General features: G+C 43.5%; 28 protein-coding genes and 1 riboswitch. Of the genes, 16 read left to right on the top strand and 12 right to left on the bottom strand.

The window, feature by feature from the left end; all coding sequences use genetic code 11:
- Positions 1 to 136: 136 nt before the first annotated feature.
- The gene (locus BA724_RS16965; RefSeq protein WP_245676256.1) at positions 137 to 1,201 is read left to right on the top strand and encodes an ATP-binding protein; all 1,065 of its coding nucleotides are present in this window, start codon (positions 137 to 139) and stop codon (positions 1,199 to 1,201) included.
- 294 nt (positions 1,202 to 1,495) lie between these two features.
- Here the strand turns inward: BA724_RS16965 and BA724_RS16970 are convergent, their stop codons facing one another.
- Together BA724_RS16970 and BA724_RS16975 are read right to left on the bottom strand one after the other, a co-directional pair.
- Positions 1,496 to 2,155 (bottom strand): DsbA family oxidoreductase, encoded by a 660-nt coding sequence (locus tag BA724_RS16970; protein ID WP_069939850.1) that lies wholly within the window; start codon positions 2,153 to 2,155, stop codon positions 1,496 to 1,498.
- 331 nt (positions 2,156 to 2,486) lie between these two features.
- Positions 2,487 to 2,753 carry a YiaA/YiaB family inner membrane protein gene (locus BA724_RS16975; RefSeq protein ID WP_069939851.1) on the bottom strand — a complete coding sequence of 89 codons (267 nt, stop codon included), beginning with the start codon at positions 2,751 to 2,753 and terminating at the stop codon, positions 2,487 to 2,489.
- A gap of 141 nt (positions 2,754 to 2,894) precedes the next feature.
- On the opposite strand from BA724_RS16975, the gene BA724_RS16980 reads away from it, so the two are divergent.
- The 4 genes from BA724_RS16980 to BA724_RS16995 all read left to right on the top strand — a co-directional run bounded on the left by BA724_RS16980 (position 2,895) and on the right by BA724_RS16995 (position 7,199).
- Complete coding sequence (locus tag BA724_RS16980; RefSeq protein ID WP_069939852.1) at positions 2,895 to 3,563, top strand: GntR family transcriptional regulator; 669 nt, start codon at positions 2,895 to 2,897, stop codon at positions 3,561 to 3,563.
- 86 nt (positions 3,564 to 3,649) lie between these two features.
- Positions 3,650 to 4,708 carry a tartrate dehydrogenase gene (locus tag BA724_RS16985; RefSeq protein ID WP_069939853.1) on the top strand — a complete coding sequence of 353 codons (1,059 nt, stop codon included), beginning with the start codon at positions 3,650 to 3,652 and terminating at the stop codon, positions 4,706 to 4,708.
- 112 nt (positions 4,709 to 4,820) lie between these two features.
- Positions 4,821 to 5,561: a sulfite exporter TauE/SafE family protein gene (locus tag BA724_RS16990; protein ID WP_069939854.1), complete on the top strand. Its 741-nt coding sequence runs from the start codon at positions 4,821 to 4,823 to the stop codon at positions 5,559 to 5,561.
- 631 nt (positions 5,562 to 6,192) lie between these two features.
- A riboswitch (cyclic di-GMP riboswitch) is annotated at positions 6,193 to 6,280 on the top strand.
- 43 nt (positions 6,281 to 6,323) lie between these two features.
- Positions 6,324 to 7,199 carry an amidase gene (locus tag BA724_RS16995; protein WP_211272246.1) on the top strand — a complete coding sequence of 292 codons (876 nt, stop codon included), beginning with the start codon at positions 6,324 to 6,326 and terminating at the stop codon, positions 7,197 to 7,199.
- 380 nt (positions 7,200 to 7,579) lie between these two features.
- Here BA724_RS16995 and BA724_RS17000 read toward each other — a convergent pair whose 3' ends face one another.
- The 3 genes from BA724_RS17000 to BA724_RS17010 all read right to left on the bottom strand — a co-directional run bounded on the left by BA724_RS17000 (position 7,580) and on the right by BA724_RS17010 (position 9,257).
- The gene (locus BA724_RS17000) at positions 7,580 to 8,101 is read right to left on the bottom strand and encodes a type 1 glutamine amidotransferase domain-containing protein (RefSeq protein ID WP_069939855.1); all 522 of its coding nucleotides are present in this window, start codon (positions 8,099 to 8,101) and stop codon (positions 7,580 to 7,582) included.
- A gap of 90 nt (positions 8,102 to 8,191) precedes the next feature.
- A complete protein-coding gene (locus BA724_RS17005; RefSeq protein WP_069939856.1) occupies positions 8,192 to 8,617 on the bottom strand; it encodes a DoxX family protein in 426 nt (141 codons plus the stop codon).
- 1 nt (position 8,618) lies between these two features.
- Positions 8,619 to 9,257, bottom strand: a complete 639-nt coding sequence (locus BA724_RS17010) for an alpha/beta hydrolase (RefSeq protein WP_069939857.1) — start codon at positions 9,255 to 9,257, stop codon at positions 8,619 to 8,621.
- 136 nt (positions 9,258 to 9,393) lie between these two features.
- On the opposite strand from BA724_RS17010, the gene BA724_RS17015 reads away from it, so the two are divergent.
- On the top strand, positions 9,394 to 9,942 hold the full coding sequence (locus BA724_RS17015; protein ID WP_069939858.1) for a helix-turn-helix domain-containing protein: 549 nt from the start codon (positions 9,394 to 9,396) through the stop codon (positions 9,940 to 9,942).
- A gap of 57 nt (positions 9,943 to 9,999) precedes the next feature.
- Here the strand turns inward: BA724_RS17015 and BA724_RS17020 are convergent, their stop codons facing one another.
- Complete coding sequence (locus BA724_RS17020; RefSeq protein WP_211272247.1) at positions 10,000 to 10,365, bottom strand: winged helix-turn-helix transcriptional regulator; 366 nt, start codon at positions 10,363 to 10,365, stop codon at positions 10,000 to 10,002.
- Positions 10,366 to 10,576: 211 nt separating this feature from the next.
- On the opposite strand from BA724_RS17020, the gene BA724_RS17025 reads away from it, so the two are divergent.
- Positions 10,577 to 11,782, top strand: a complete 1,206-nt coding sequence (locus tag BA724_RS17025) for an MFS transporter (protein WP_069939859.1) — start codon at positions 10,577 to 10,579, stop codon at positions 11,780 to 11,782.
- 40 nt (positions 11,783 to 11,822) lie between these two features.
- Here the strand turns inward: BA724_RS17025 and BA724_RS17030 are convergent, their stop codons facing one another.
- The 3 genes from BA724_RS17030 to BA724_RS17040 all read right to left on the bottom strand — a co-directional run bounded on the left by BA724_RS17030 (position 11,823) and on the right by BA724_RS17040 (position 14,848).
- Complete coding sequence (locus tag BA724_RS17030; RefSeq protein WP_069939860.1) at positions 11,823 to 12,125, bottom strand: DUF3817 domain-containing protein; 303 nt, start codon at positions 12,123 to 12,125, stop codon at positions 11,823 to 11,825.
- 243 nt (positions 12,126 to 12,368) lie between these two features.
- On the bottom strand, positions 12,369 to 14,483 hold the full coding sequence (locus BA724_RS17035; RefSeq protein WP_069939861.1) for a heavy metal translocating P-type ATPase: 2,115 nt from the start codon (positions 14,481 to 14,483) through the stop codon (positions 12,369 to 12,371).
- Positions 14,484 to 14,488: 5 nt separating this feature from the next.
- Positions 14,489 to 14,848 (bottom strand): ArsR/SmtB family transcription factor, encoded by a 360-nt coding sequence (locus BA724_RS17040; RefSeq protein WP_069939862.1) that lies wholly within the window; start codon positions 14,846 to 14,848, stop codon positions 14,489 to 14,491.
- Between the two features lie 130 nt (positions 14,849 to 14,978).
- On the opposite strand from BA724_RS17040, the gene BA724_RS17045 reads away from it, so the two are divergent.
- Positions 14,979 to 15,875, top strand: coding sequence for a cation diffusion facilitator family transporter (locus BA724_RS17045; RefSeq protein WP_069939863.1), 897 nt, complete (start codon positions 14,979 to 14,981; stop codon positions 15,873 to 15,875).
- Positions 15,876 to 15,902: 27 nt separating this feature from the next.
- Entirely contained in the window at positions 15,903 to 16,217 is a 315-nt protein-coding gene (locus BA724_RS17050) for a YnfA family protein (protein ID WP_069939948.1), read from the top strand.
- Between the two features lie 126 nt (positions 16,218 to 16,343).
- On the opposite strand, the gene BA724_RS17055 is transcribed toward BA724_RS17050, so the two are convergent.
- A complete protein-coding gene (locus BA724_RS17055; protein WP_069939864.1) occupies positions 16,344 to 16,670 on the bottom strand; it encodes a four-helix bundle copper-binding protein in 327 nt (108 codons plus the stop codon).
- 517 nt (positions 16,671 to 17,187) lie between these two features.
- Here BA724_RS17055 and BA724_RS17060 point away from each other — a divergent pair.
- The 3 genes from BA724_RS17060 (at position 17,188) to copZ (ending at position 19,830) form a co-directional block, all read left to right on the top strand.
- Positions 17,188 to 17,892, top strand: coding sequence for a response regulator transcription factor (locus tag BA724_RS17060; RefSeq protein ID WP_069939865.1), 705 nt, complete (start codon positions 17,188 to 17,190; stop codon positions 17,890 to 17,892).
- On the top strand, positions 17,889 to 19,298 hold the full coding sequence (locus tag BA724_RS17065) for a HAMP domain-containing sensor histidine kinase (RefSeq protein ID WP_069939866.1): 1,410 nt from the start codon (positions 17,889 to 17,891) through the stop codon (positions 19,296 to 19,298). Before BA724_RS17060 ends, BA724_RS17065 begins: the two co-directional genes overlap by 4 nt.
- A 325-nt stretch (positions 19,299 to 19,623) precedes the next feature.
- Positions 19,624 to 19,830 (top strand): copper chaperone CopZ, encoded by a 207-nt coding sequence (gene copZ / locus BA724_RS17070; protein ID WP_069939949.1) that lies wholly within the window; start codon positions 19,624 to 19,626, stop codon positions 19,828 to 19,830.
- Between the two features lie 128 nt (positions 19,831 to 19,958).
- On the opposite strand, the gene BA724_RS17075 is transcribed toward copZ, so the two are convergent.
- Together BA724_RS17075 and BA724_RS17080 are read right to left on the bottom strand one after the other, a co-directional pair.
- Positions 19,959 to 20,729, bottom strand: coding sequence for a cytochrome c oxidase assembly protein (locus BA724_RS17075; protein WP_069939867.1), 771 nt, complete (start codon positions 20,727 to 20,729; stop codon positions 19,959 to 19,961).
- Entirely contained in the window at positions 20,722 to 21,198 is a 477-nt protein-coding gene (locus BA724_RS17080; RefSeq protein WP_069939868.1) for a DUF2243 domain-containing protein, read from the bottom strand. Before BA724_RS17080 ends, BA724_RS17075 begins: the two co-directional genes overlap by 8 nt.
- Before the next feature lie 195 nt (positions 21,199 to 21,393).
- Here BA724_RS17080 and BA724_RS17085 point away from each other — a divergent pair, with 195 nt between their 5' ends.
- The 4 genes from BA724_RS17085 (at position 21,394) to BA724_RS17100 (ending at position 25,528) form a co-directional block, all read left to right on the top strand.
- The gene (locus BA724_RS17085; protein WP_069939869.1) at positions 21,394 to 22,164 is read left to right on the top strand and encodes an alpha/beta hydrolase; all 771 of its coding nucleotides are present in this window, start codon (positions 21,394 to 21,396) and stop codon (positions 22,162 to 22,164) included.
- A 17-nt stretch (positions 22,165 to 22,181) separates the two neighbouring features.
- Entirely contained in the window at positions 22,182 to 22,553 is a 372-nt protein-coding gene (locus tag BA724_RS17090; RefSeq protein ID WP_069939870.1) for a hypothetical protein, read from the top strand.
- A 125-nt stretch (positions 22,554 to 22,678) separates the two neighbouring features.
- Positions 22,679 to 23,671 carry a LacI family DNA-binding transcriptional regulator gene (locus BA724_RS17095; RefSeq protein WP_069939871.1) on the top strand — a complete coding sequence of 331 codons (993 nt, stop codon included), beginning with the start codon at positions 22,679 to 22,681 and terminating at the stop codon, positions 23,669 to 23,671.
- 180 nt (positions 23,672 to 23,851) lie between these two features.
- Positions 23,852 to 25,528 (top strand): alpha-glucosidase, encoded by a 1,677-nt coding sequence (locus BA724_RS17100; protein ID WP_069939872.1) that lies wholly within the window; start codon positions 23,852 to 23,854, stop codon positions 25,526 to 25,528.
- Positions 25,529 to 25,535 lie beyond the last annotated feature (7 nt).

Below are 25,535 nucleotides of genomic sequence, written 5' to 3' on the forward strand. Positions count from 1 at the left end.
TCGATAAAATTTACCATTAAACACCATGCGGTCATAGACTAAGCATGGTTTTTTTCTATTTAAAGAGGAAAAAGCGGCGTCGACAGCGAATTGAAAACAGGAAACAGGGGAATATGGAGAAAGAGGAGTGGGGCAATTGACAGGTATATTACCTGATCAAACCAATCAATACATCGCCGATGGGGAAAAGATGTACCGTAATATAATCGATTATTCCGTGGAAACGACGGTTCTTCATTACGATTATAAGATTATTTATATTAACAAGTCAGGTGCCGATTTTTTCAGAACATCAAAAGAAGCGCTTATGGACGTTGATGTTCTTTCCGTTTTTCAGCCGTCATCCCGTGAGATGATTAAAAAGCGTATTCAAGAATGCATGGCTGGCAATGAAATGGCACCGTCTATTGAAGAGAAAGTCATTCGGGCTGACGGCACAACCGTCGAAACCGAGCTTTACTGCCGCCCGGTCACATTCGGCGATCGAAAAGTGATACAAACGGTTTTTCGGGATATTTCCATACGCAAAGAAACGGAAAAAATATTGAACAACCGGGAGAAACTCGCTTCAATCGGTCAGATTGCAGCCGGCATTGCGCATGAAGTGAAAAATCCACTGACAGCAGTAAAAGGGTTTTTGCAATTATTGAAAGAATCACATTCACATCCTTACTTGCAGACGATGGAAATTGAGCTGGACAAAGCTCTTTTGACGATGCAAAACTTATTGCAGGTATCGAAGCCGGATTTACAGGAAGAACCTCTCGTATCCATTGATTTTTGCAAGGAGCTGGAATCATTGATGCTTTTGTTTCAGGATAAACTGTATAACGTAGAAGTAGAAATGGACTTGCGCGATAGGGAAACCCGGGTTATTGGCAAAAAAAACCTGTTTTTGAAGGCGTTTTTTAATTTAATAAAAAATGCCTTGGAGGCCATTTCTGAAAAAGGGAAAATCAGAATTACTCATTATTGTGAGAATCAGTGGGTTCATATTCAAATCACGGATACAGGAGTTGGAATTCCGAAAGAGAAGCTTAATATGCTCGGCACCCCTTTTTTTTCAAGCAAAATGGATGGAACCGGACTTGGCTTGACGCAGGTATACACAACCATACATGAACATGGCGGTCATATTTCAGTGGACAGCAAGTGTGGAGAAGGGACGACCTTTTATATCCGCTTGCCGGTTGCGGGGTAATATAAAGGGAAACCTAAATGTTAATCAAAAAGGATGCAATGAACCTTCCGCTTTAGCTGGGGGACTGCCGGATTAAGAGTAAATGACTGTAACCGTCCAAATCTAATTGGACGTTTCAGGCTGTTGACAAACGCCCGCTTTCGACGTCACTTGCCTTACGTGGATGCTCATGACCCCCAAAAGGTCACTCCGCTGCCCACCCGGCGGCGTTCCTGGAAAGACAAGCGTTTTCAATCAGCCTGCTTTCTGACTTTGTCTACACACTGAAACGTCCAAATCTAATTGGACGTTTTTTTATTGACAGCCGTCTATGCCGCAGGATTGGCCATCCATCAGAAGTGTCACTTTTTTCTTTCGTTTTTTTCTTTCCTGTTCAATGATTTGCTCGAGTACTTCTTTTGAGCGGATGCCAGACACCTTGGTATTTCCAATAATAAATGTCGGCACGGCTGTAATCTCTGCTTCATTGTAAGCATGATCCAGTGCTTTTTCATGAGCTTCTTTATACGTACGGTTTTTAATTGCTGCACGGTATGCCTCTTCATCCAAGCCAATTTCGCCGGCAAGCTCTGTCAGCACATCCACATTACCAATATCTTTTTGTTCCTGAAAAAAAGCGCGCAGCATCCGGTCGTTGTACTCAGTTCCTTTGCCGTTTGCTTTCGCAAATTGATAGCCTTCAAATGCAAGGTGCGTGTAAGGCTGAGGCGATACATTCGGCAGGACGATTGGAATCCCCATTTCTTTTGCGAGCGGGTATACGGACTGCTTCCATGTCGTCTGCAGGTAGCTGTCTTCCGGACGAAGTGTTTCATTTGGATACGGACGGAGTTCATATGGCATCCACTCGACTTCTATATCGTCTTTTCCTTCAATTGCCTCATAAAGCGGCTGCTCTGCCAAAAAACAAAATGGGCAGACATAATCGGAGTACACATTGATTTTTACAGTCAAAATGAACCTCTCCTTTTCTAATCCTTGCAGTTGATTATATAGCGGCAGCGAGGATCCGTCTAACCATTTGCATAAAGAAAAAAGCTGCGCCCGAGGGACACAGTTTTTTCTTATTGGCTGCACAAGCCGCCGTAATTGGCCAATTTATCGCGCCATACTGGTATGAAAAGCTTGATAATGATACTAAGGAAGCCTTGAAACAACTTCATTGAAAACTGCTGAAATGTTTTCTTTAAATGCAAATTCCTGTTAAGATGTTTCATGTGAAACATTCAATAACCAAATGTATTTGTCAGTTACTTGCGCAGATTTTTTACGCGTGATTTCATGCTTATTCAGCAGGAGGTTTCATGCTTCCACGTCTTCTTTCTTCTTCTTCCGCAATAATTTCATTGTCTTCCGCATTATCACGTGTTACTTTTTGCGTTAAGATGGCACCAACCGCCACAAGAATCATCACAGCAATGTAGTAACCTTTTTCATTCAGCTCCATGTCTGCATTGAAAAGTCCGATCGAAAACAAGGCAACCCCCGCCACAAATGTAAAATAGGCCAAAAATGTAAAAGCGGGTGTATTTCTTCTCCGGTAGCGTTGCATGCTAGTTCATCCCAATTTATGGAATTAGTACTAGATGCTAATACTGTACCATAATTTTCTGGAAAAGAATATTAATGTCATTATAAAGATAAAAATAACGTTGTGATAAGATAAAGCAAACAAAGTAAATGGGGTGGAAGAATGAGTGATTTTTTAATTGAAAAACCTATACCATATTACGAGCAATTTTATCATTCCATTAAAAAAATGATTTTTGATGGAACATATAAGCCAGGTGAACGCATTGTTGAAACGCAGCTTGCGAAGCAGTTTGGCGTAAGTAAAAGTCCGGTCCGGGAAGCCATTCGCCTGCTTGAAAAAGAAGGACTTGTTATAGTAGATGATAGGTCGAGAGTGATTGTATATGAACCAAGGATAAAAGACGTAGAAGACATTTACTTTTGCCGAATGGCGTTGGAATCATTTGCGGTTAATTTGATGGTGAAAACAGCATCAGATCAAGAAGTAGAAGAAATTGAAAAAACGCTGGACGAAACAGAAAAAGCGATTCTTCAAGCAAAAGAACCCGCCGCAATTATTGCATTAAACGGTCAATTCCATCGACTCATTGTTCAATTCACACAAAATAAACGTCTTCAAAAACAAGTAGACGATTTAAAATCTTTAACACAGTTTTACCGTATTTTGAATTTCCAAAAACAAAATCGGGCCGAGATTATATTGCAGGAGCATCGTAGTATTTTCACTCATATAAAAAAACGGGATGAAGAAAAAGCATCACAGGAAATGATTACTCATTTAGAGCACGATTTAATCCATTTGAAAAATATTCTAAAAAAAAGAACCTAAATGGGTTCTTTTTTATTGCTGTAAGTAGGTTCTTTTAGTAAACTAGAAAAAATGGTCGGCGGTCGACCGCGTGAGGAGTGAGAGATATGAAACAGTTAAAAATAGCTAATATTCCTGGTGACGGTATTGGAAAAGAAGTAGTTGCAGCCGCCACAGATATTTTGAAAACGGTATCAGAAGTGCATGGAGGGCTGAAATTTGAATTTACGGAGTTTCAGTGGGATTGCCGATACTATTTGGAGCATGGTGCAATGATGCCGGAGGATGGAATGGAGCGGCTTTCACAATTTGATGGTATTTTTCTCGGTGCGGTCGGCGATCCGAATCTTGTGCCGGATCATGTATCACTATGGGGCCTGCTTATTAAAATCCGCAGGGAGTTCGAACAGTCCATCAACCTTCGTCCGGCGAAAGTGATAAAGGGCATTCGCTCTCCACTTCTTAATCCGAAAGATTTCGATATTATGGTCGTCCGGGAAAACAGCGAAGGGGAGTACAGTTCAATTGGCGGCAGCATGTATCGGGGCGACGATGAAATTGCCATTCAAAATGCAGTCTTTTCAAGAAAAGCAACCGAGCGTGCTATGCGTTTCGCATTTGAACTGGCAAAAAAACGGAACGGGCATGTTACGAGTGCGACCAAATCAAACGGAATCATTTACTCGATGCCATTCTGGGACCGCGTATTTGAAGATGTAGCGAAGGACTATCCGGACATTCAAGCCGATTCACAGCATATTGATGCCTTGGCTGCTTTTTTTGTGACGCAGCCTGACCGGTTCGATGTCATTGTGGCGAGCAACTTATTCGGAGATATTTTAACCGATCTTGGTGCGGCGATTATGGGAAGCATTGGCATTGCGCCGGCTGCTAACATTAATGTGAATGGCAAATATCCATCGATGTTTGAACCGGTTCACGGCTCGGCACCGGATATTGCCGGCAAAGGGGTCGCTAATCCAATCGGGCAAATTTGGACGGCGAAAATGATGCTTGATCATTTTGGTGAAGAAGAGTTAGGAAGTGTGCTGCTCAACACAATAGAAAGTGTGACAAACGACGGCTTTTTAACACGTGATATTGGCGGCAGACATACAACACAAGACGTAACAGATGAAATTATTGCCCGGCTGAAAAAGAACTAACAAAGGAATTGAAAATGAGGGAGCTGTAGCAGAAAAATCTTATTTTTCGCGCAGCTCTTTTTTTGTTTTTGCTAAAATGGGAAGATGGGTATAAAAGGCTGGAGATGAATAGATGATTATTATATTAACAATGTTTTTGCTCGGCATGCTGTTCGGTTTTATCGGTGCAGGCGGCGCGGGGTTTGTTATTGCTGTACTGACGGTGTTTTTTAGTGTGCCGATTCATATGGCACTTGGCACGTCGCTGGCAGCAATGGCGTTTACTAGTGTATCGGGGGCATACAGCCATTACCGAGAAGGAAATACACATTTAAAAATAGGCTTGATCGTCGGCGGATTTGCGGCGGCTGGTTCGTTTGGCGGGGCTAAGCTGGCAGCGGTCATACCAGGTGGATCGTTGCATTGGCTCACAGCGGGTATGCTGTTCTTGTCAGCTTTTTTACTGTTTGTTAAATTGTTTTTCTTGAAGGATACATCAAAGCTTATAGATGAAAAAAATCATATCATTTGGATGAAGAGTATTTTCTTGGGGTTGCTTGCAGGTGTGCTGTCTGGCACATTTGGCATCGGATCTGCTCCTTTTATTCAAATTGGCTTAATGATTTTACTAAATTTAACGATTCGGCAGTCAGTCGGAACAACAATGCTCGTCATTGTTCCGCTTGCGATTGGCGGCGGGATTGGTTATTTTTCCGAAGGATTTATTGACTTTTTCTTATTGTTGAAGGTGCTGATTGGCACCGCATGCGGCGCATACCTTGGGGCAAAATTTACGAATATTGTGCCAAAGCCGGTACTGAAATCGGCTATTATTTTAACGCCGACAGCAGCAGCTGTTTTATTGCTTTTTTAAAAAAATAAAATGAAGCTTCTTGTTGTCGTGAGCGAAATAATAGCGGCCTGAATTAAGCTGGGATATAATGAAGATACATAGTTTAAGAGTTAAAACTATTGCTCATTTTCGGGGCTTATAAAACTCCAAAGGGGAGTAGCTTACAGTTAAGTCGACAATACGTGGTTTTTTGGCCGCCGGCTTGACTGGCAACAAGTATGTTGTTTGCGAGACCTTTGCCTGCGTGGAAAAGGATAATAGATGAAAAAACCTTTGCCTGCGCGGTAAAGGTTTTTTGTTTATGAAAAAGGAGTGTTTACGATCTGATATTCAGCTGATTTTTGATGATGAATATTATTTTGAAGGGAAGAACGAGTAAGAATTGGACATAGACAGGCGAAAAAAATTATTATTTTTTGTCACGTTTTTAGTAACAGTTAAATTATATGCGGTGGGTATTATCACGCTGGATCCGCAAAATCCACCGCGAAGCTTAACAATCAGCTCACCGCAGTCCGTTGTGGCTGAAAAGGGCTATTATATGATGTGAAGATAAGCTGGCGGGATGTCCCGCCAGTTTTTCAGCTCTTTATCAGCTTTGAAAAAAGCTGGGCAAAAAGTGGTCCATGAAATATAATAAAAGTACGAAATAATCTGAAAAAGGCAAACTTCTCCGAAAGGAAAGGACGCAAAGCCGTGGGCCTAAACGCTGGAAAGCGTATGGTTGTCAGGCTGCCAGGCTCTCATTCTGTGAGTCCCGGCTGACAGAATGGAGGGCTTTTTATGCTGAAAAAAATACAGTTTTTTGTTGTGGCAGTTGTGCTGGCTGCTCTAGTAAGTCCGCAAGGCGGTACTCAGGCAGCTGTTCAAAAGGACCAGGCAACATGGCTTTGGAATCCTTGGATGATTGTCAATGATGAAGCGGGAACGTTGACATTTCTGGAAAGCAAAAGAGTAAATAAAGTCTATGTGCAAATTGACCAGGATATCCCTATGAAGGTATACCGCAGCTTTATTAAAAAAGCGTTCGCCAAAGGAATACGCGTTTATGCGCTGGACGGCGCTTCGGATTGGGTTGCGCCAAAAGGGTATACGAGTCTGAATGAACTTATAAAGTGGCTCATTCGTTATCAAAGCGGTTCAGCAGCCACACAAAAATTTGCAGGAATTCACTTAGACGTTGAGCCTTATTTATATAGCGGCTGGACGACCAATCAAGCTGCGGCTGTTGAGTCGTACCAAGCTCTTTTAACGAAAGCAAAAAGCAGCGCGGCTTCTTTGAAATTACCGCTTGAAGCGGATATGCCATTCTGGTTTGATGAAATTTCTTATAAAAATACGTACGGAAACGGGAAGCTGGCCGAATGGGTTATCGCCAATACAAATAGCGTTACTATTATGGCTTACCGCGACAGCGCTCCTCTTATCATTGAAATTGTGAAGAATGAAATGGATATTGCTGAAAAATATGGAAAATACATTGTGGTTGGTGTTGAAACAGGTCAAACGAGTGAAGGAGATGCTATTTCCTTTTTTGAGGAAGGCGAAGCAGTGATGAACCAGGAATTATCAGCTGTTCAAAATCATTATGCATCTTCTGCAGGTTTTAATGGAACAGCGGTTCATCATGTCGGCAGCTGGATGACCATGAATCCGTAATGTTAAGAGCCCAGGCTGTCGACAAAGTCGGCAGCTTTTTTGAAAAGAGCCGATAGGTGAAGCCAGCCAGACTTCGCTTTCCACGGGCGGACGGCGTGCTTCCTCGCCGCTTCGCGTCTGCGGAATCACGCCCTATCCGCTGTTCCCACAAGAGTCTGCGTCCGGCAGGCTTCACCAAGTGGTTTGACAAGCAGCGAGCATAGGGGATGTTTCCTTTTTATTGCATAAGGCTATTCGCCTGAACCAGCTCGAGCGGGCTTGTTTAAACGCGCAGGCGGCAGGTGTGCGGGGAACAACCAAATAGAAAAGATATTATGGACAAAAACTTGGCTAAATGGCTATAAATAAAACGATCTCCTGCCGCCCAGGAGATCGTTTCATTATTCAGCTAATTTATCAGCAAATGCTTTTACATAGGGAGGAAGGTCCGGTGGACGGCGGCTCGATACAATGTGGCCGTCTACTGTGACCGGCTCATCATGCCACGCTGCACCGGCATTGGTCATATCATCCTTAATGCCGGGAGTACTTGTCACGTTTTTCCCCTGCAAAATATTCGCTGAAATAAGAACCCAGCCGGCGTGGCAAATTTGCCCGATCGGCTTTTTCGCCGCGTCCATTTTACGGACGAAATCGAGCACTTCCGGGTAGCGGCGCAATTTATCCGGCGCCCAGCCGCCCGGTACGAGAATAGCGTCATAATCATCCGCATTGATTTCCTCAAACGAATACTCCGCTTCTGCCGGTACACCATACTTGCCGATGTATTTTTTCCCGGCTTCCTTGCCCACGAGGTGAACCGTCGCTCCTTCTTCCTGCAGTCGCAAAATTGGATACCATAACTCTAAATCTTCAAATTCTTCTTCTACAAGCGCAATTACTTTTTTATCCGATAACCGCATCGAAATTCCTCCTCTGTTTGTTTCTTTTAGTGTAACAGAGGCATGAGGTATTCAAAAATAAAAAGCAGCCGGATTTCCGGCTGCTTACCTTTAAACTGTTTTTTTAATTTTCTTGTCACTGTCTTTGCTGAAAAGCTGATCAAGGGCCAAGAAAGAGCTGCCTGTCAAAGCAAGAGAAACCGACATCGCAAGTAAAGCAAGATCAAATTCATAACCAGCCATTTGTCCGTTTCCAAGAAAACCGGCTGCAAGTTTTACTTTAAAGATAGCTGCAATCATCACAACCGCTAATAGGGCGGAGAAAATTCGTGTACCGATGCCTAAAATAAGCGCCAAACCGCCTGCTGTTTCGATAAAAGCAACCACATAAGCAAGAATGCCCGGCAGTCCGATACTGTCAAACCAGCCCGCTGTGTTAGCGATGCCCCCTTGAAATTTCACCACTCCATGAACAAAAAACGTAATTCCTAAAACAAGACGAATAATAAAAGCGCTCCATTCTGCATAACGATTCATTTTACTTTTCTCCTCCATTATTAATGGCTTGAAACCATTGAATAAGATTTTTTTGTACAGCATGTGAAACAGCGTGGCCGGACGAATCAATGTGAAAGACAACGTCAGCGCCGCGTTCTCTGAAGAATTCAGCATTTGCTTCTCCCCAGGCTAGTGGAAAAATCGAATCCATCTCTCCGTGTGAAATAAATAGTGACAGCGGATAGGCCAGCTTCTCCGCGTAGGCCTCTTGAACGAAAGATGGAATATAACCGCTCAGTGCCGCTGCGCCTTTAATGCGCCCGTTTAACGAAAGGCCGAGTGTCATCGCCAAAATAGCTCCCTGGCTAAAGCCCATCGTGTAAAGACGCTCCGAATCAACCGGATAATGACTGCAGGCATAATCAATAAAAGCCGTAATCTTTTCTACCGTTTCTTCAAATACGGGACGATGAGGGTTGCCAAACCCTTGAATGGTGAAAAAAGCGAACCCGGGCGGCTGTGAAAGCGGACCACGCATGCTGAACACATACACATCTTCAAGTTCATCCAGCAGAGGCAAAAGATCCTGCTCATTGCTTCCAAGGCCATGCATTAAAAAAATGGCTGGATATTGTCTTCCTTCTTCCACTTGAGCAGGCTGGTGAAGCGCATAGTGCATCCTATAAAAACCTCCTTTGTTTCCCTATATGAATAATTGTTTATTATAAGATAACAATATTCAGGATAGAACGTCAAGTATTTTTTTGTTAATATGTAATTAAGTTTTCTATTAGTAAACAAAGAGGGAGATATTCATGGACATTGGATCAACTATTCGAGCCATTCGAAACCGAAAAAATATTACAATTGCCCAGATGAGTGAAGGGACAGGCTTATCAAAAGGGTTTATCAGCAACATGGAGAACAATAATACGTCACCTTCCATTCAATCGCTGCAGGCAGTGGCGCAGTTTCTTGACATTCCACTGCCTTATCTGCTTTTAGAAAAAGAACAGAAGATGAGGGTAGTCCGTAAAGAAGAGCGCCAATATACAACGTATTCAAAAGAAAAAATTAAAGTAGAGCATTTAACGTCTAAAGGGGGATTGACGATGCAGCGGGTGGAATTTCCGCCTGGCGCCTCAACAGGAGATGCCTCCCATGCCCACGAAGGAGAAGAATGCCATCTTGTGCTGCAAGGAACGATTTTAGCAGAGCAGGGAGAAGACTCGGTTGTTCTTGAGGAAGGCGATGCGTTCAGCTGGAACGCGTGCGTGCCGCATTTTGTTCAAAATACCGGGGAAGGAACTGCCATTGTACTCATCGCCGTTTATACGGGCGGCGAGTCTGCGGATGTGCTGTGAAGGGAAAGAAAAAGGCTGTCTCAATTTATATTTGAGACAGCCTTTTTAAAGTGAATATTATTGAACAACTTCCTCGCCAGTCAATTCAATGTGCCCTTCACCCCAGGCGCACATCGCATCTAAAATCGGGCGGAGCGACCAGCCGTATTCGGTTAATGAATAAACAACCTTTGGCGGAACCTGCTCAAAGACGGTCCGGTTCACGACGCCGTCTGATTCAAGCTCACGCAGCTGCTGCGTGAGCATTTTTTGCGTGATGCCGGGCATTAACTTCTTCAGCTCACTCGTACGCTTTTCCCCTTTAATTAAATGGCACATAATGACAACTTTCCATTTACCGCCGATGACATCGAGTGTCGCTTCAACCGGAATATTGTATGCCACGCTGTTTTCCTCCTTATAGGCACTAAAAAGTACCTGCATTACTTTAAAGTACGTACTTCTCTTTTTGTTTGATTGCTTTCATAATAGCATACACAGGAATGAAACAAAAGATCATAAATGACTATAGGTACTTTAAAGTTCCTATGATACAAAAAAGTACGTACTTTTTATTTTGGATTTTACCATTCATAATGATCTTTACGAAGAGACGGCAAGGGCCCGCCGCTCTAAAAACAAGGAGGAATAAAAAATGAGTCAAGCACTTCATGCATCTTCTACTCAAGAAAATGCTTCATCAAAAAGTACACTCGCCTTATGGGCACTAGCAATCAGTGCATTTGGAATTGGAACAACCGAATTTGTTCCGGTTGGACTGCTTGCATCCATTGCGGGCGACTTAAATATTGGGATTACAATGGCTGGGCTATTAATTTCCGGATATGCGGTCGGTGTTGCCGTCGGGGCACCTGTACTGACTGCCTTAACGAACCGGATAAGCCGGAAATCGCTGCTTATGTCATTAATGGCTGTCTTTATTGTCGGAAATATCGTGGCAGCAACAGCTGCTTCGTTTGAAATATTAATGATCGCCCGTTTTATTACCGCGTTTTCACACGGTGTCTTTTTTTCCATCGGAGCAACGATTGCGGTGCAGCTCGTGCCGCCTCATAAAAAAGCGAGTGCGATTGCGTTAATGTTTACCGGCTTAACTGTGGCCACCGTCACAGGTGTTCCACTAGGTACGTTTATCGGTCAATCATTTGGCTGGCGGGCGACGTTTTGGGGCGTGGCGATGCTTGGCGTCGTGGCGATTGTGGCAAGTGCACTGTTAATGCCAAAAAATTTAAAACAGTCACCGCCGGCTAAGTTTTCGGATATGTTCCGTCTTATGACAAATAAAAATATAGTAATAGGACTCGCGATTACTGCACTCGGGTACGGTGGCACATTCGTGGCGTTTACGTATTTAACACCGATTTTGCAAGATGTAACGGGCTTAAAACCAGGTATGGTCGGTATTGTTCTGCTTGTATATGGAATTGCCGTAGCGATCGGCAATGAAGTCGGCGGCCGGCTTGCCAATCACAATCCGGTTCGGGCCCTTTTTTGGATGTTTATCGCGCAAGCGGCGATTCTTATAATCATGTCTTTCATGATCCCATTTAAAATCGCGGGGCTGATTGGAGTTATTTTAATGGGGCTGCTTGCATTTATGAATGTGCCCGGCCTTCAGTTATATGTTGTTCAGCTGGCAGAAAAATATGTTCCTTCTGCGGTAGACGTGGCGTCTGCGTTAAACATTGCCGCCTTTAATATCGGCATTGCTGTCGGTGCAACCGTTGGCGGACTTGTCGTCGATTCCATCGGTTTAGTTCATACACCGTGGGTTGGAGGGATAATGGTCATAGGAGCGATTCTCTTAACCGCGCTATCATCCAAATTAGAAAAAGAATAATAAAAAACAGAGTCCGGATTTATGTCCGGACTCTGTTTTTTCATCCATGTACTTTTTCCAGCTGATGCAGCTTTTTATCCAAAATAAAGTTGCCAAATGGAATAAACGCTACAATCACAGAAAGAATTGGCCAGGTCAGATTCCAGCGTGTTTTCAGCGTTACATAGGCGATGATCACACAATACGTGATAAATAGTGCGCCGTGAATAGAACCGACGATCCGGACAGCTTCCGGCATACCGAACCAATATTTCATCGGCATCGCAATAAATAAAAGAACAAGCAGCGAGATTCCTTCAAAGTAACCGGCGAACCGCAGCTTGCCAATCGTTGTTTTTAACATAGAGGCCTCCAATAAAGAGAATATCTTTTCTTTAAAGATAGCGGATACAGAAAAAGATTTCACCTTTTTTTCTATGTGTTCACGAGATTGTCAGTCTTTAAAACAACTTTGGACCGAAAAAAACCAGAATTGAACGAGTTATTCATTAGTTAGACCGGAAAAACAAAAAATGGACCGGATTATAAAGCAGAACGACCGGAAAAATCATTCGGCCGTCCCGGCAAACAATCCGGTCCATTTTTGTTAGTTATATTTTGTTTTCATGAGGCGCATCGAATTTAACACGACAATTAGCGTAGAACCGACATCCGCAAACACCGCCATCCAAAGCGTCAGCCAGCCGGGAATAATCAAGAGCAAAGCAAGCAGCTTCAAGCCGAATGCAAATGCGATGTTTTGCTTGATGACCTGCAGCGTTTTCCGGCTGAGGGCGATCGTATACGGAAGCTTCTCTAAATCATCTGCCATGAGTGCTACATCCGCTGTTTCCAAAGCGGTATCTGTTCCGGCACCGCCCATCGCGATTCCGACAGAAGCACTGGCAAGCGCCGGGGCGTCGTTAATGCCGTCACCTATCATCGCGACATGTCCGTGCTGCGTGCGCAATGACTTAATCGCATTAAGCTTGTCTTCCGGCATAAGTTCGGCTTTTACGTCGGTTAACCCGAGCTTGCGGCCGATTGAAGCGCCGGTCGCTTTGTTGTCGCCTGTCAGCATCACGGTTTTTTCAATACCAAGTTTCTGGAGCTTTTGAATAATGGATAAGCTGCTCTTGCGCACCTGGTCCGCCACAGCCACATAGCCTTTTACCTCATCCTCTGTTCCAATGAGCATCACCGTTTTTCCTTCTGACTGAAGAGCAGTGATCTGTTTTTGCAGCGGCTCCGAAATCGGACGCATGTCCTCAAATAGTTTCGGACTGCCGATGTAATAAAGGGTTCCATCAATCACGGCTTTGGCACCTTTGCCCGTTAATGATTGAAAGTCATCCGCTGTGTATGCCGCTGCTTTTTCAACGGCTGCTTTCCGAAGAATGGCGGATGCGAGCGGGTGCTGTGAGAACGTTTCAAGCGCCGCAGCAATAGACAAAAGTTCGTTTTCGGTTATCTCAGACAATGAAGCGATATCCGTCACTTCCGGTTTTCCTTCTGTTAACGTGCCGGTTTTATCAAAGGCGATAACTTTCAGGCGGCCGGTTTCTTCCAAATGAATGCCGCCTTTAATTAAGACACCGTTTTTCGCGGCATTCCCAATCGCCGTCACAATCGCAACAGGTGTTGAAATGACAAGAGCACAAGGACAGCCGACGACAAGAACTGCAAGGCCCCGGTAAATCCATTCAGACCAATCGCCTCCAATGAAAAGAGGGGGAAGGACCGCGACAAGAAGGGCAATTCCCATAATGGCCGGTGTGTAATATTTGGCGAAGCGGTCTACGAAAGCTTGCGACGGAGCGCGTTCTGCCTGTGCTTCTTCAACCAAATGAATGATCTTTGCAATCGTTGTGTCTCCGGCAAGCTTTGTCACACGTACCTCTAAAAATCCTTCTTCATTCAGCGACCCGGCAAAGACTTCATCGCCTGTTTCTTTCTGAACGGGTATTGATTCACCGGTGATCGCTGCCTGGTTAATCGAGGAGTGCCCCGTGATCACCTCGCCGTCCATGGCTACTTTTTGTCCAGGTTTAATGACCATGATGTCGCCGACTTGAATATCTTCGACCGCAACTTCGAATTCCTGGTTTCCGCGTTTGATCAGCGCGGTATCCGGAGCGATGTCCATAAGGGAACGAATCGACTGACGGGCTTTGTCCATTGAATAGCCTTCGAGCGCTTCACTTAACGCAAACAAGAAAACGACAACCGCGCCTTCTCCCCATTCTCCAATAATGGCCGCCCCAATAATCGCCACTGTCATGAGTGTTTTCATATCAAATTCAAAGCGAACGAGGTTTTTTAAGCCGACTTTAAACAAGTCAAAGCCGCCGATTAAAATCGATAACGCAAAGATCGTGATCGTCACCGGGCTGTTTTCACCTGAGGAAAAAGCAGCGATATAACCAAAAATCAAAAAGAACAGTGAAGCAATTGTGTTTTTATTTTCACGCTTTTGCCAAAAAGGCACCTTTTCTTCTATGAGTTTTTCACGTTCCGGGTACACTTTAATGCCGTCAAACGCACCGGCGGCTTCAAGCTGCTCAACAGATGCGTCGCCGAAGACCGCGACTTTTGATGCGCCAAAATTCAGCTGAACATCTTCAACCGTTTGGATGTCACGAATATTTTTTTCAAACTTGGCGGCGCAATTAGCACACGACAAGCCTTGAAGCCGGTAAACATGTTTTGTTTCTTCACTCATCGCCTTCAATCCTCTCTAGAATGCTCAAGTGCAACGCTGACCAGCTGGTGAACATGATCGTCTTTTACAGAGTAATAAACCATTTTTCCTTCTTTCCGGTATTTAGCAAGCCCCATGTTGCGGAGCAGGCGCAAATGGTGGGAAGCCGTCGCCGTGGTGGAGCCAATAATTTCGGCCACATCACACACGCAAAGCTCCTCTTCAATTGTCAGCGCGTAAACAATTTTCAAGCGGGTCGCGTCCGATAAAGCCTTAAAAAGCAATTCAACACCGTTTACATCCTCTATTTTCGACTGAACACGTCCGACTACATCTTCGTTAAAACAAGTAGTTTCACATGTATCATTAACAGGTTTTACGGCCATTCCGTCACCTCATTCAAATAGTTGTTTGATTGTCTATATTTAGTGTATGATGGGGGTGAGAAAAAGTCAATCACACATTCAAATGATTATTTGAATATAAATAAAGAAAGGACAAAAAGGAGTGAGCAGGATGGGGCATTCGCACGGTCATCATCACCATGGAAGCAGTAATAAGTCAGCATTAAAATGGTCTTTTTTCCTGATCACCGGGTTTATGATTGTAGAAGTGATTGGCGGTATTTTAACGAACAGTTTAGCGTTACTTTCGGATGCGGGGCACATGCTGAGCGATGCCGCTGCTCTTGGTCTCAGTTATATGGCGATAACGCTCGGACAAAGATCGGCCTCCAGCAAAAAAACATACGGCTATAAGCGGTTTGAGATTTTAGCGGCGTTTATAAACGGCATTACGTTAATCGTGATTTCAGCGTATATCTTTTTTGAAGCATACCAGCGCTTGATGAATCCACCGGAAGTGGTCAGCACAGGAATGTTGTTCATTTCGATCATCGGACTAATTGTTAATATTGCCGTGGCTTTTATCCTTATGAAAGGGGATAAGGATGAAAATTTAAATGTAAGAAGCGCCTTCTTACACGTCATTGGTGACATGCTTGGATCGGTGGGAGCCATTTCGGCAGCGCTGCTTATTTTATTTTTCGGCTGGAATGCAGCTGACCCTATCGCGAGTATCATTGTTGCCATTTTGATTATCATAAGCGGTTACCGGGTCACGCGGGATGCTGTTCATATTTTAATGGAAGGAGCACCACTAAATATTGATCCTGAAAAAGTAAAAGAGAAGCTAGTATCATTAAATGAAGTCCAAAGTGTTCATGATCTGCACATCTGGTCGATTACATCCGATTTTCCGGCCGTGAGCTGTCATTTGGTTTTAAAAGAAAGTGGAAACGACCAGATCGTTCTTGCAAAAGCAAAAAAAATGCTGCACGATGAATTTGAGCTGCATCATGTGACCATCCAAATTGAAAAGGAAGGCGCTTCAGGCTGTGAAACATGTAATTAAAAAGGTGTGAGAAAACAGTTGTATTCCATGGTGGTGTTTTTGTTAGCGGGTCTGGCGGAAATCGGCGGCGGCTATCTTATCTGGCTTTGGCTGCGGGAAGACAGGTCGGCTGTATGGGGGATTTTTGGGGGCGTGGCACTTATTTTGTACGGAATTATTGCAACATTTCAAACATTTCCGTCATTCGGACGCGTATATGCGGCTTACGGCGGCGTGTTTATCGTTTTATCCGTTTTATGGGGCTGGGGTGTCGATAAAAAAGCGCCGGACTTGTATGACTGGATAGGAGCAGGCATTTGTCTCGTTGGTGTAGCGGTTATGCTTTGGGCACCGCGACACTAAAAAGAAAAAGGCTCATAAAAGTAAGAGAATGACGGGCTTCCCAGGTAGGATAGCGGGATTACGAAAATACCTAGCAGTTATGCAACAACAGGGCTGTCTCAAAATAGAGACAGCCCTGTTATTGCATTAAGCCGCCATTTTGCGGCACGCTTCTGCACATTTAAAACATGCTTCCGCACATTTTTGGCAGTGATCGTGGTCATGCTGTTTACATTCGTTTCCGCATGCTTCACAAATATCGGCGCACAGGGCACAAATTTGGGCCATAAATGGGCTGTTCCGCTGCATCGATTGCATGGCCAATGCGCAAATATCTGCGCATTCGCGGTCCAGTCGAATGCATCCTGCCATCATTTTCACATCTTCTTCCTGCAAGCATTGATTAAAACATGTGTTGCAAGCATCTAGACACTCCAGACAAGCTTGAATACAATCATGTACGTTTTGGTTCATTGAAATTCCTCCTCTTTTTTAATGGTTGACACTTTTACTTTAGCCGTCCTTTTTTTATTTAAACGAAAAAAAGCAAAATCCATTAATTCTGCACATTTGCCGGGTACATTAAAAAAACAACTATGAATGGAAAAATGAAGATGAAAAAGTATTTAAAGGATTGGTTTTAACCGCTGCACTCGTCACAGCACTTGCAGTGTGTGGCAATGAGGAAACAGACAATACGAATGGCATGGACCATGAGAATATGGACCATTAAAACAAGGATGAAAATACGGGGGATATGAAAGGAAACACTGGCGTCTCTCTTCTCTGGACATACTTGCAAAGATGAATGAAAAAACAGCAAATAATTTGCAGGTAATCAATACAAAAAATGAACACGAGTTGATGTACAGGATCCGGTGCAGGCAGACGGGGAAGTGCATGACAGTCATTAAAGACCGTTGAACGGTGCAATTTTGCCCGTATCGTACTACACTTGTTGTATGTAATTCGGGATTAGGGGTAATAGTGAATGAAAAAAACGATTTTGATTGTCGATGATGAATGGAAAATGAGAAATTTGCTCGCGATTCATTTGAAAAAAGAGTACGACATAACAGAATGCACCAGCGGAAAAGAAGCCGTTTTACTGATTCAAAAACGGACATTTGACTTAATTTTGCTTGATGTGATGATGCCGGATATGGATGGCTGGGAAACGTGCCGGACGATCAGGGCCAGTCAGGCCACGCCCATTTTAATGCTGACAGCGAGAAATGAAGTGAAGGATAAAGTGCGGGGACTTGATATCGGAGCGGATGATTATTTAGTGAAGCCCTTTGATCCAGAAGAGCTGCTGGCCAGGGTGAAAGCGTTGCTCCGGCGAGCTGATGTTCAAACAACGCTTTCAGAGGACAGTCCAATCACATTTGGCAATGGTTTTTTTTCGATAAACCGGCAAAGCTACGAAGTATTTGTAAATGGAGAAAGGCTTGATTTGACACCGAAAGAGTATGAATTTATTGAAACGATTGCCCTCAGTCCAAAGCGCGTATTCACACGTGATATGCTATTAGATCGCTTGTGGGGTTTTGCGGATCGCCGTGATACAAGAACAGTGGACAGCCATGTGAAAAACATTCGGACTAAAATTCGCGAAGCGGGCAGTCTATATGATCCCATTCAAACGGTTTGGGGAGTGGGCTATAAATTTCAAGAGCCGGATCAACAGCTATGAAATGGAACAGTATTACTATTAAGCTCGGTGGCAGTATTATCGTGCTGTTTCTTATTGTATTGCTTCCGCTTATGTACACAATTGATCAGCTGTTTACGTCATTTTACACAAATCAGCAGCAAAAACAGACCGAATATTTTGCCGCGCAATATTCCACAATGATTACGGACGTGGAAGACGTTAATTCATATCACATGTTTGACATGCTGTCGGACTTAATAAATGCCGACTTTCTCGTTTTTAATAAAAACGGGGTGATTTTACGCTCCACTATAGGAACATCTTTTAAAGAAGGAAATAAAGTGCTGCCTGAATTATTTCATCCGATCGTTCAAAATCGGCCTGTCGGTATCGAATATAAGGAAACTGGGCAGCCATTATTTTTAGCGGGGAAACCGATCGTTGTAGAAGGGCAGGTAAACGGCGGGCTTGTCGTTGTATCGAATACGGAGGGTGTACAGAAATCGATCATGGAAGTTAGAAAGTGGCTGTTTATTTCAGCGTTCGGTGCGCTTTTTACCGCGATTGGCTTTACGTATTTTATTTCTCGCCGGCTGTCTTCACCGCTATTGCAAATGGAAAAAGCGGCACGGGGCATGGCACGCGGAGAATTATCGGCAGCGCTGCCTGTTACAACACGAGATGAAGTGGGCACATTAGCCATTGCGATTAATGATCTCGGGCAGGAGCTGAAGCAATACCGGACGAATCGAAGTGAATTTTTTGCTAATATTTCGCATGAACTGCGGACGCCGATTTCGTACATAGCCGGATATTCAGAAGTGCTCCGTAAAGGCATGATCGAAAGTGAAAAGGAAAAACAGCAATACGCAGCTATTATTGAAGACGAATCGAAACGGCTGACGGCGCTTATTAATGACTTATTTGAATTGGCCAAAATGGAAGAAGGGAAATTTGAACTGTATCCGGAATGGGTCCAAGCGGATGATGTATTAAAAAGCGCCATCGCCAAAGCCAGACTGAAAGCGGCGGGAAAGAAGATAGGTATTATATTCGACACATCCAGTGAGTCATTGATGCTTTATATCGACCCTGTCCGGCTGGAGCAGGTCATTTTAAATATTATTGAAAATGCGATCCGGTACAGTGAGCCGGAAAGAAATATTCACCTATATACCCGTATTGAAAAAGAGCAGGTGTTCATTCATGTAAAAGATGAAGGTGCGGGAATTCCAAAAGAAGATCTTCCTTTTATTTTTGAACGTTTTTATAGAGTGGAAAAATCCCGTTCCCGTGCGTTGGGCGGCACGGGCCTGGGGCTTGCCATTGTGAAAAATTTGGTGGAGCAGTTAAATGGCGGGATTCAAGTTGAGAGTGAAACAGGGAAAGGAACAACCTTTATTTTATCTTTTCCAGTGGCGCGGAATGCAGGTGGAGAAGGGTGAAAAAGATACTTCCTATAGTCTTTATTTTGTTGGGCATTGGCTGTATGACGTTATCCAGCACCGCTTTTCATACACACTACCTTAATTATCACCGAATAGAATCGCTGCTTTGTATTTGTTTATTTTTACTCGTTCCGCTGCTGATCTTTTCTTTGTTTAACCGATTTTTGAAAAAAAGAAAAAAGAAATAGCAGCATAAGCAAAATAGTTTATATACATTAGGGAGGTATAGTAAAGTATTGTTAAGAAGGCGATAAAGAAATTGTCGATGAACTGCTGTGATAATCCAGCGGTGAATAAAAAACAACGAAGGGAAGCGATTGGAATGGAACAAACAACATTAAATGTACAGGGCATGTCATGCGGACATTGTGTGAAAGCGGTAGAAGGAAGCGTCGGCGAGCTGGGTGGCGTTCACTCTGTGAAGGTTCATTTAGAGGACAATAAAGTAGATGTGAAATATGACGCAGCGAAAGTAACACTCGATCAAATTAAGGAAACGATTGATGATCAAGGATATGACGTCGTGTGAGAAAAACGCAAGGCGCCCGTTTATCGGCGCCTGGAGCTAGACATTGTCTGAACAAAAAGAACGTGCTGACCGGCATCAGCACGTTCTTTTTGTTTATTTTCAAACAACTACTGATCGTCTGCTGGAATTTAAGCAAGGACAGATCTGGGGCGGGCTGCCTTATACCATTGAAAACAAAAAACAATTATAAGGACAAGATCAATAGCGTCCCCTCCGTAATACATTAGCATACTGCCTGCTTCGGCCTGTGCGGCAGGTACACCGTCAGGCGGGTGGGCATAAAGGTATTTTGATAAAATACCATGTCCAGCCAGGGCAAAAACAAGTGCAACAGCCCGATAGAGGAAGCTTCTACGATGGGAGACCGGATCAATATAAACGATTGAAACGGTAAACAGATAACCAGCCCAAAACACATGCAGGTGAATAAGGACATGCAAAAAAGTGTGTTCATGCATTGCTGCATACAAACTGGTTGTATAGAGAAGCCAAAGTCCTCCAATATTTAAAAAAAGAGTGGTTGTTGGATCACTTATAAAACGAACAAGCTTGCTTTTCAAAGCTTTGGCAAGCAGCCGGGCGTGATTCACGTGAAGTGTTCGCAGAAGCAAGGTCATTGGCGCCGCCAGGGCAAGGAAAAGGGGTGCCGCCATACCGAGCAGCAGGTGGCCGGCCATATGAGCGGTAAAATCAGTATGCGCTTTCTCAGCTAAAGGCCCGATCAAGGCTCCTAGTGCACACAAAATTCCACCTGTCCAAAAAACCGAACGATAAAAAGGCCATCGTTTAGAATAAGCGGCGGCCCAGATGTAGACGATCAAGGCAATCAGAAAAGGAACAGTCAGTAAAAAAGAGGACACCTCTCCTGCAGCTGAATGGGTATGAGAGTGATCATTCATAGGAGATTTCCTTTTTTGTTTGTAGCACGATCACGGCCCCAACAATGATGAAGAGAGCGGCACTAATATTCCAAGTGAGATCATACGGCAAAATATTTTCCACGTAGCGAATTTGATGGATACCCATTAACTTATGCTGAATGGTTCCATCATACAGTTGAAACACACCGGCCCCAAGCAGAACCCCGCCAAACCATCTTTTCAGCCAAAGCGCATGTCGGCGTCGAAGATCCGCAAATAAGAACAATCCGCCAACAGTTGCCAGCCAGCTAAACGCATGGAAAAATCCATCTGAAACGAGCCCAATACCAGTGGTGGATTTATCATAGAAATGATGCCAATGAAGCAATTGATGAAAGACCATTTCATCAAAAAAAGCAATAAAACCGATACCGAATAAAAAGCCGGACCATAAATTACGAGCCGAATAATGAATTTGATTTTTGCCATATTTTCTTTGGTCATTCATTGTAAAAGCCCCTTTTTACCGTCAATTAGTTAAATAAACATGCTTCTGTTTTACCCAGAAGCAGGAAGGTGCATTCCCATATGAAGAAAAAAATTCTTTTTCTCTGTAAATGAATGTATTTCTTCGGATGATAAACAGAGAATGGTATAATGGAAATATTCTGAAATATTATCTGATAATAAAAGGATGGAGAAAATGGCCCTTATTCAATGTCAATTTTATTCTGAAGTATTAAATTTAAGCACATCCATGACTGTTATTCTTCCCCAGCAAACCAACTCACAAATTGGAATGCAAAATAAAAAGGCTGGTGATAAGCATCAAACGCTCTATTTGCTTCATGGATTAAGTGATGATGATACGATTTGGACGCGGCGGACGTCGATCGAACGTTATGTGGCGCCGCTCGGGCTGGCTGTCGTTATGCCGCAAATGCACCATAGCTTTTATGCCGACATGAAGTATGGAAATCAATATTGGGCTTTTTTAACAGAAGAATTACCGGCGGTGGCGAGATCCTTTTTTCCATTGTCTGACGAACGCGAGGATAATTTTGTGGCGGGGCTTTCAATGGGTGGATACGGTGCGTTTAAATGGGCGCTGTCCCGGCCGGAGCAATTTAGCGCGGCAGCGAGCTTATCCGGCGTGGTTGATATTGAAAGCAGAGTAAAAGCAGGGGACCGCGATCGTGTTTTTCAGCTTGTATTCGGCGATGAGGACATTTCCGGAACAGAACATGATCTGTTTAAGCTAATAGAAAAATCGCAGCAAGCTGAACAAAAACCGATGTTGTATCAATGCTGCGGTATAGAGGACTTTCTCTATGAAGATAACATCCGTTTCAAGAAGGCAGTCGAAAAGACATCATATGAATTAACAGCTCAATTTGAAGCAGGAGAACACGAATGGGGCTATTGGGACCGGAAAATTCAAGATGTGCTTAACTGGCTGCCGTTAAAAAAATAAATCTATTGGGAGGCAATATGTCTACGTTACGAGTTATAACTGGAATTTGGAGAAAGCATGAAGAAACGAAAGAGAACCCGAAAGAACCTGAACTAAAAACCCGCTATTACCGAAAAAGCAGAGAAGCACTGATTAATGATATTAAAAAAGTGGTACAGGACGGCAAGCTTAACGGGTGGATTGTAGGGAATGAAGATGTGGCACGTGGTGAGGTCATGCTCACAAAAGGAACGTATGGAATGGTTGTGACCATTTATAAGCTGACACCTATGCGCTCTGCGATTGACGTATACTGCTCAAAAGATGGGACACTGGGTGACTTTGGCAACAGCTACCGCTATATTCTTGAATTTTTTAAGGCGCTGCGGACGGAAGCTGAGCCGGAATAACTATATGATAAACAGCCAGGAACCATTCTGGCTATTTTTTTGCAATAAGCTTGCGTTCAAATTTGATTAGGCGCTACAATATATGAAATCAGTTTCATATTTCCTGCAGAAAAGGGTTGAAAAAAATGGCGACGATCATAGATGTAGCCAGATTATCGGGGTTATCAAAAACAACTGTATCACGCGTCATTAACAATCACGCATACGTATCTGAAGAAAAGCGGGCGCTTGTGTTAAAGGCAATGAAGGAGCTTGATTATTATCCAAATCCGGCTGCCAGGAGACTGAGAGGACAAGTGACGACAACGATTGGGGTCGTCGTTCCAAAAATAACCAATCCCTTTTTTGCTTATTTAGTGGACGCGATTGAGCAGGCCGCTTATAAAAATGGTTATCAGGTCATGATTTTTCAAAGCAATGAAGACCGAGAAAAAGAGTTGTCTTTTTTAAATTTACTAAAAACGAAACAAGTGGATGGCATTATTATGACAGCCATTGAAAACGATTGGAAAGCAGTAGAGCCCTTTACAAAATACGGCCCGATTGTGTTATGCAATGAGTATATCAATGAGCCCTCTGTGCCGATTATTAAACTGGATCAATTCAAAGGAACATATATGGGCATAAAGCATTTGATTGAAAAAGGGCACCAAAAAATCGCGTATTGTACAGGCGGGCTTTTTGCGGAGGAAGGAAAAGACAAGGACCGCAACCGGGGCTACCAAAAAGCGATGGAAGAAGCAGGTGCTTCAATAAATCCAAATTGGATTTTCGTTGATCGGCATACGATCGAAGATGGAAAAAGTGTGCTGAAAAGTCTGCTTGAAATGGACGACCGGCCGACAGCTGTATTTACCGGCAGCGATGAAATTGCTGCTGGCATGATTGCCTATGCTGAAGAACAGGGAATTGCCATCCCGAATGATCTGGCTGTCATGGGATTTGATGACCAGCCGCTTGCCGAGTTAATCAGTCCAAAGCTGACAACCGTTAGGCAGCCGGTTGATCAAATGGGAGAAAAAGCAGCGGAGGTTATTATTAATAGGCTGCACGATGAAAACGCCCAAACATACCACTATGAATTACCAATAGAAGTAATTGTAAGGCAATCCACTTAAAATTGTGAGAAATATTTCTCGCAATTTTTTTAAAAATAGTATTGAAACCGATACCACATATGGATTATAATAAGTTAAATCTTAAATATTAATTTTTTACATTTTATAGAAAAAGTTCTTGATTTATTTTTTTAACCATTTATGAAACCGATACCACACGCAGAAAGTAGGAGGGTTAAAATGGCTCAACAACCGCTGGCAGAAGCCTTTACGGCCGCAAAAAGAATGTGGTGGGAAAAATCAATTGTATATCAAGTTTATCCAAAAAGTTTTTACGATTCTAACCAGGATGGAATCGGGGATTTGCAGGGCGTTATTCAAAAACTGGATTATTTGCATGAGCTAGGTGTTGATGTTATCTGGCTAAGTCCGGTTTATAAATCGCCAATGGACGATAACGGCTATGATATTTCTGACTACCAAGGGATTGCGAAGGAATTCGGGACAATGGAAGATATGGAGCGGCTGATTGCAGAGGCGGAAAGGCGGGGCATGAAACTGATTATGGACCTCGTTGTGAATCATACATCCGATGAGCATCCGTGGTTTGCGCAGTCAAAAGCAAACAAGCTCCATCCTCATCGTGACTGGTATATATGGCAGGATGGCAATGAAAGCGGTGGACCGCCGAATCAATGGCAATCGGTTTTCGGTGGCTCCTGCTGGGAATATGAGCCGATAACGAATCAATATTATATGCATACATTCTCGAAAAAACAGCCGGACTTGAATTGGGAGAACCCCGCGCTTCGCCAGGCTGTTTATCACATGATTGATTGGTGGATTGAAAAAGGAATTGCCGGATTTAGAGTAGACGCCATTACATTCATTAAAAAAGCATTTGACTCGAGCGGACATGAACCAGGTGTCGTGAAAGCAAACCAGGAAGGAGTTGAAACATTTCTGACAGAGCTAAGCAGGAAGTCTTTTCTTCCTCATGATTTGTTGACAGTCGCGGAAGCGCCCGGCGTGACGCTTGAGCAGTTGTCCTCGTATGTTGGGGAGGGTGGATATTTCAGCATGTTGTTTGAATTTGATCATGTGGATCTGGATTTAGAAAAAGACGGGTGCTGGTACAAGCCGAAAAAGTGGGAATTGCTCGATTTCAAAAAAGCCATTTCTAGCAGTCAAGCGGTTTTTAATGAAAAAGGCTGGGGAGCTCTTTATTTGGAAAACCATGATCAGCCACGTTCCCTCAGCAAGTTTATCGAACCGGCTGGGATTGGGCCAATGTCGGCAAAAATGCTGGCAACCGTTTATTTCTTATTAAAAGGAACACCGTTTATTTATCAAGGACAGGAGCTCGGGATGACGAATACGACTTTTAGGTCAGTTGAAGAGTTTAATGATCTGGCATCCATTGATCAGTACTATTCTGCCTTGAAAGACGGGCTGTCAAAAGCAGATGCGCTGACAGCCGTCGGAAACAGAAGCCGTGACAACGCACGGACACCGATGCAGTGGAACGGCGCTAAAAATGCGGGGTTTTCTGAAGGAACACCATGGCTTGCTGTAAATAGCAATTATCAATCAGTAAATACAGAAAATCGGCATGATCCAGAATCTATTTTTTATTATTACCAGCAGCTCATCCGGCTTCGGAAAAACAGTGAATTCACGAATGTCATTACGTATGGACGGTACGAAGAAGTGATCGAAAACCACCCGGACGTGATGGCCTACATCCGACGGGATGATACAAAATCAATAGCAGTTATCGCCAACTTCAAAAATAAGAATGTGCAAATCGATCTTCCGTTTGAAGTGAAAAATGTTCTTTTAACCAATGGCTCGCTTGCAGAAAATCTCGATACATTGCAGCCGTATGAGTGTGCGGTGCTCGAACTACTTTATTAAAAAGGGG

The organism is Domibacillus iocasae, from assembly GCF_001750285.1.
Taxonomy (GTDB): Bacteria; Bacillota; Bacilli; order Bacillales; family Domibacillaceae; genus Domibacillus; species Domibacillus iocasae.

Coding starts and splice junctions, on each gene's coding strand:
- BA724_RS17005 (WP_069939856.1), bottom strand. CDS start 8,617: ATGAATCGTTATGCAGAATGGAGCGCTTTTATTATTCGTCTTGTTTTA.
- BA724_RS17080 (WP_069939868.1), bottom strand. CDS start 21,198: ATGAATGACCAAAGAAAATATGGCAAAAATCAAATTCATTATTCGGCT.
- BA724_RS17040 (WP_069939862.1), bottom strand. CDS start 14,848: ATGGCCGTAAAACCTGTTAATGATACATGTGAAACTACTTGTTTTAAC.
- BA724_RS17100 (WP_069939872.1), top strand. CDS start 23,852: ATGGCTCAACAACCGCTGGCAGAAGCCTTTACGGCCGCAAAAAGAATG.
- copZ (WP_069939949.1), top strand. CDS start 19,624: ATGGAACAAACAACATTAAATGTACAGGGCATGTCATGCGGACATTGT.
- BA724_RS16990 (WP_069939854.1), top strand. CDS start 4,821: ATGATTATTATATTAACAATGTTTTTGCTCGGCATGCTGTTCGGTTTT.
- BA724_RS17095 (WP_069939871.1), top strand. CDS start 22,679: ATGGCGACGATCATAGATGTAGCCAGATTATCGGGGTTATCAAAAACA.
- BA724_RS17055 (WP_069939864.1), bottom strand. CDS start 16,670: ATGAACCAAAACGTACATGATTGTATTCAAGCTTGTCTGGAGTGTCTA.
- BA724_RS16985 (WP_069939853.1), top strand. CDS start 3,650: ATGAAACAGTTAAAAATAGCTAATATTCCTGGTGACGGTATTGGAAAA.
- BA724_RS17030 (WP_069939860.1), bottom strand. CDS start 12,125: ATGTTAAAAACAACGATTGGCAAGCTGCGGTTCGCCGGTTACTTTGAA.
- BA724_RS17075 (WP_069939867.1), bottom strand. CDS start 20,729: ATGAATGATCACTCTCATACCCATTCAGCTGCAGGAGAGGTGTCCTCT.
- BA724_RS17045 (WP_069939863.1), top strand. CDS start 14,979: ATGGGGCATTCGCACGGTCATCATCACCATGGAAGCAGTAATAAGTCA.
- BA724_RS17000 (WP_069939855.1), bottom strand. CDS start 8,101: ATGCGGTTATCGGATAAAAAAGTAATTGCGCTTGTAGAAGAAGAATTT.
- BA724_RS17090 (WP_069939870.1), top strand. CDS start 22,182: ATGTCTACGTTACGAGTTATAACTGGAATTTGGAGAAAGCATGAAGAA.
- BA724_RS16975 (WP_069939851.1), bottom strand. CDS start 2,753: ATGCAACGCTACCGGAGAAGAAATACACCCGCTTTTACATTTTTGGCC.
- BA724_RS17015 (WP_069939858.1), top strand. CDS start 9,394: ATGGACATTGGATCAACTATTCGAGCCATTCGAAACCGAAAAAATATT.
- BA724_RS16995 (WP_211272246.1), top strand. CDS start 6,324: ATGCTGAAAAAAATACAGTTTTTTGTTGTGGCAGTTGTGCTGGCTGCT.
- BA724_RS17050 (WP_069939948.1), top strand. CDS start 15,903: ATGGTGGTGTTTTTGTTAGCGGGTCTGGCGGAAATCGGCGGCGGCTAT.
- BA724_RS17025 (WP_069939859.1), top strand. CDS start 10,577: ATGAGTCAAGCACTTCATGCATCTTCTACTCAAGAAAATGCTTCATCA.
- BA724_RS17010 (WP_069939857.1), bottom strand. CDS start 9,257: ATGCACTATGCGCTTCACCAGCCTGCTCAAGTGGAAGAAGGAAGACAA.
- BA724_RS17060 (WP_069939865.1), top strand. CDS start 17,188: ATGAAAAAAACGATTTTGATTGTCGATGATGAATGGAAAATGAGAAAT.
- BA724_RS16980 (WP_069939852.1), top strand. CDS start 2,895: ATGAGTGATTTTTTAATTGAAAAACCTATACCATATTACGAGCAATTT.
- BA724_RS17035 (WP_069939861.1), bottom strand. CDS start 14,483: ATGAGTGAAGAAACAAAACATGTTTACCGGCTTCAAGGCTTGTCGTGT.
- BA724_RS17085 (WP_069939869.1), top strand. CDS start 21,394: ATGGCCCTTATTCAATGTCAATTTTATTCTGAAGTATTAAATTTAAGC.
- BA724_RS17065 (WP_069939866.1), top strand. CDS start 17,889: ATGAAATGGAACAGTATTACTATTAAGCTCGGTGGCAGTATTATCGTG.
- BA724_RS17020 (WP_211272247.1), bottom strand. CDS start 10,365: ATGCAGGTACTTTTTAGTGCCTATAAGGAGGAAAACAGCGTGGCATAC.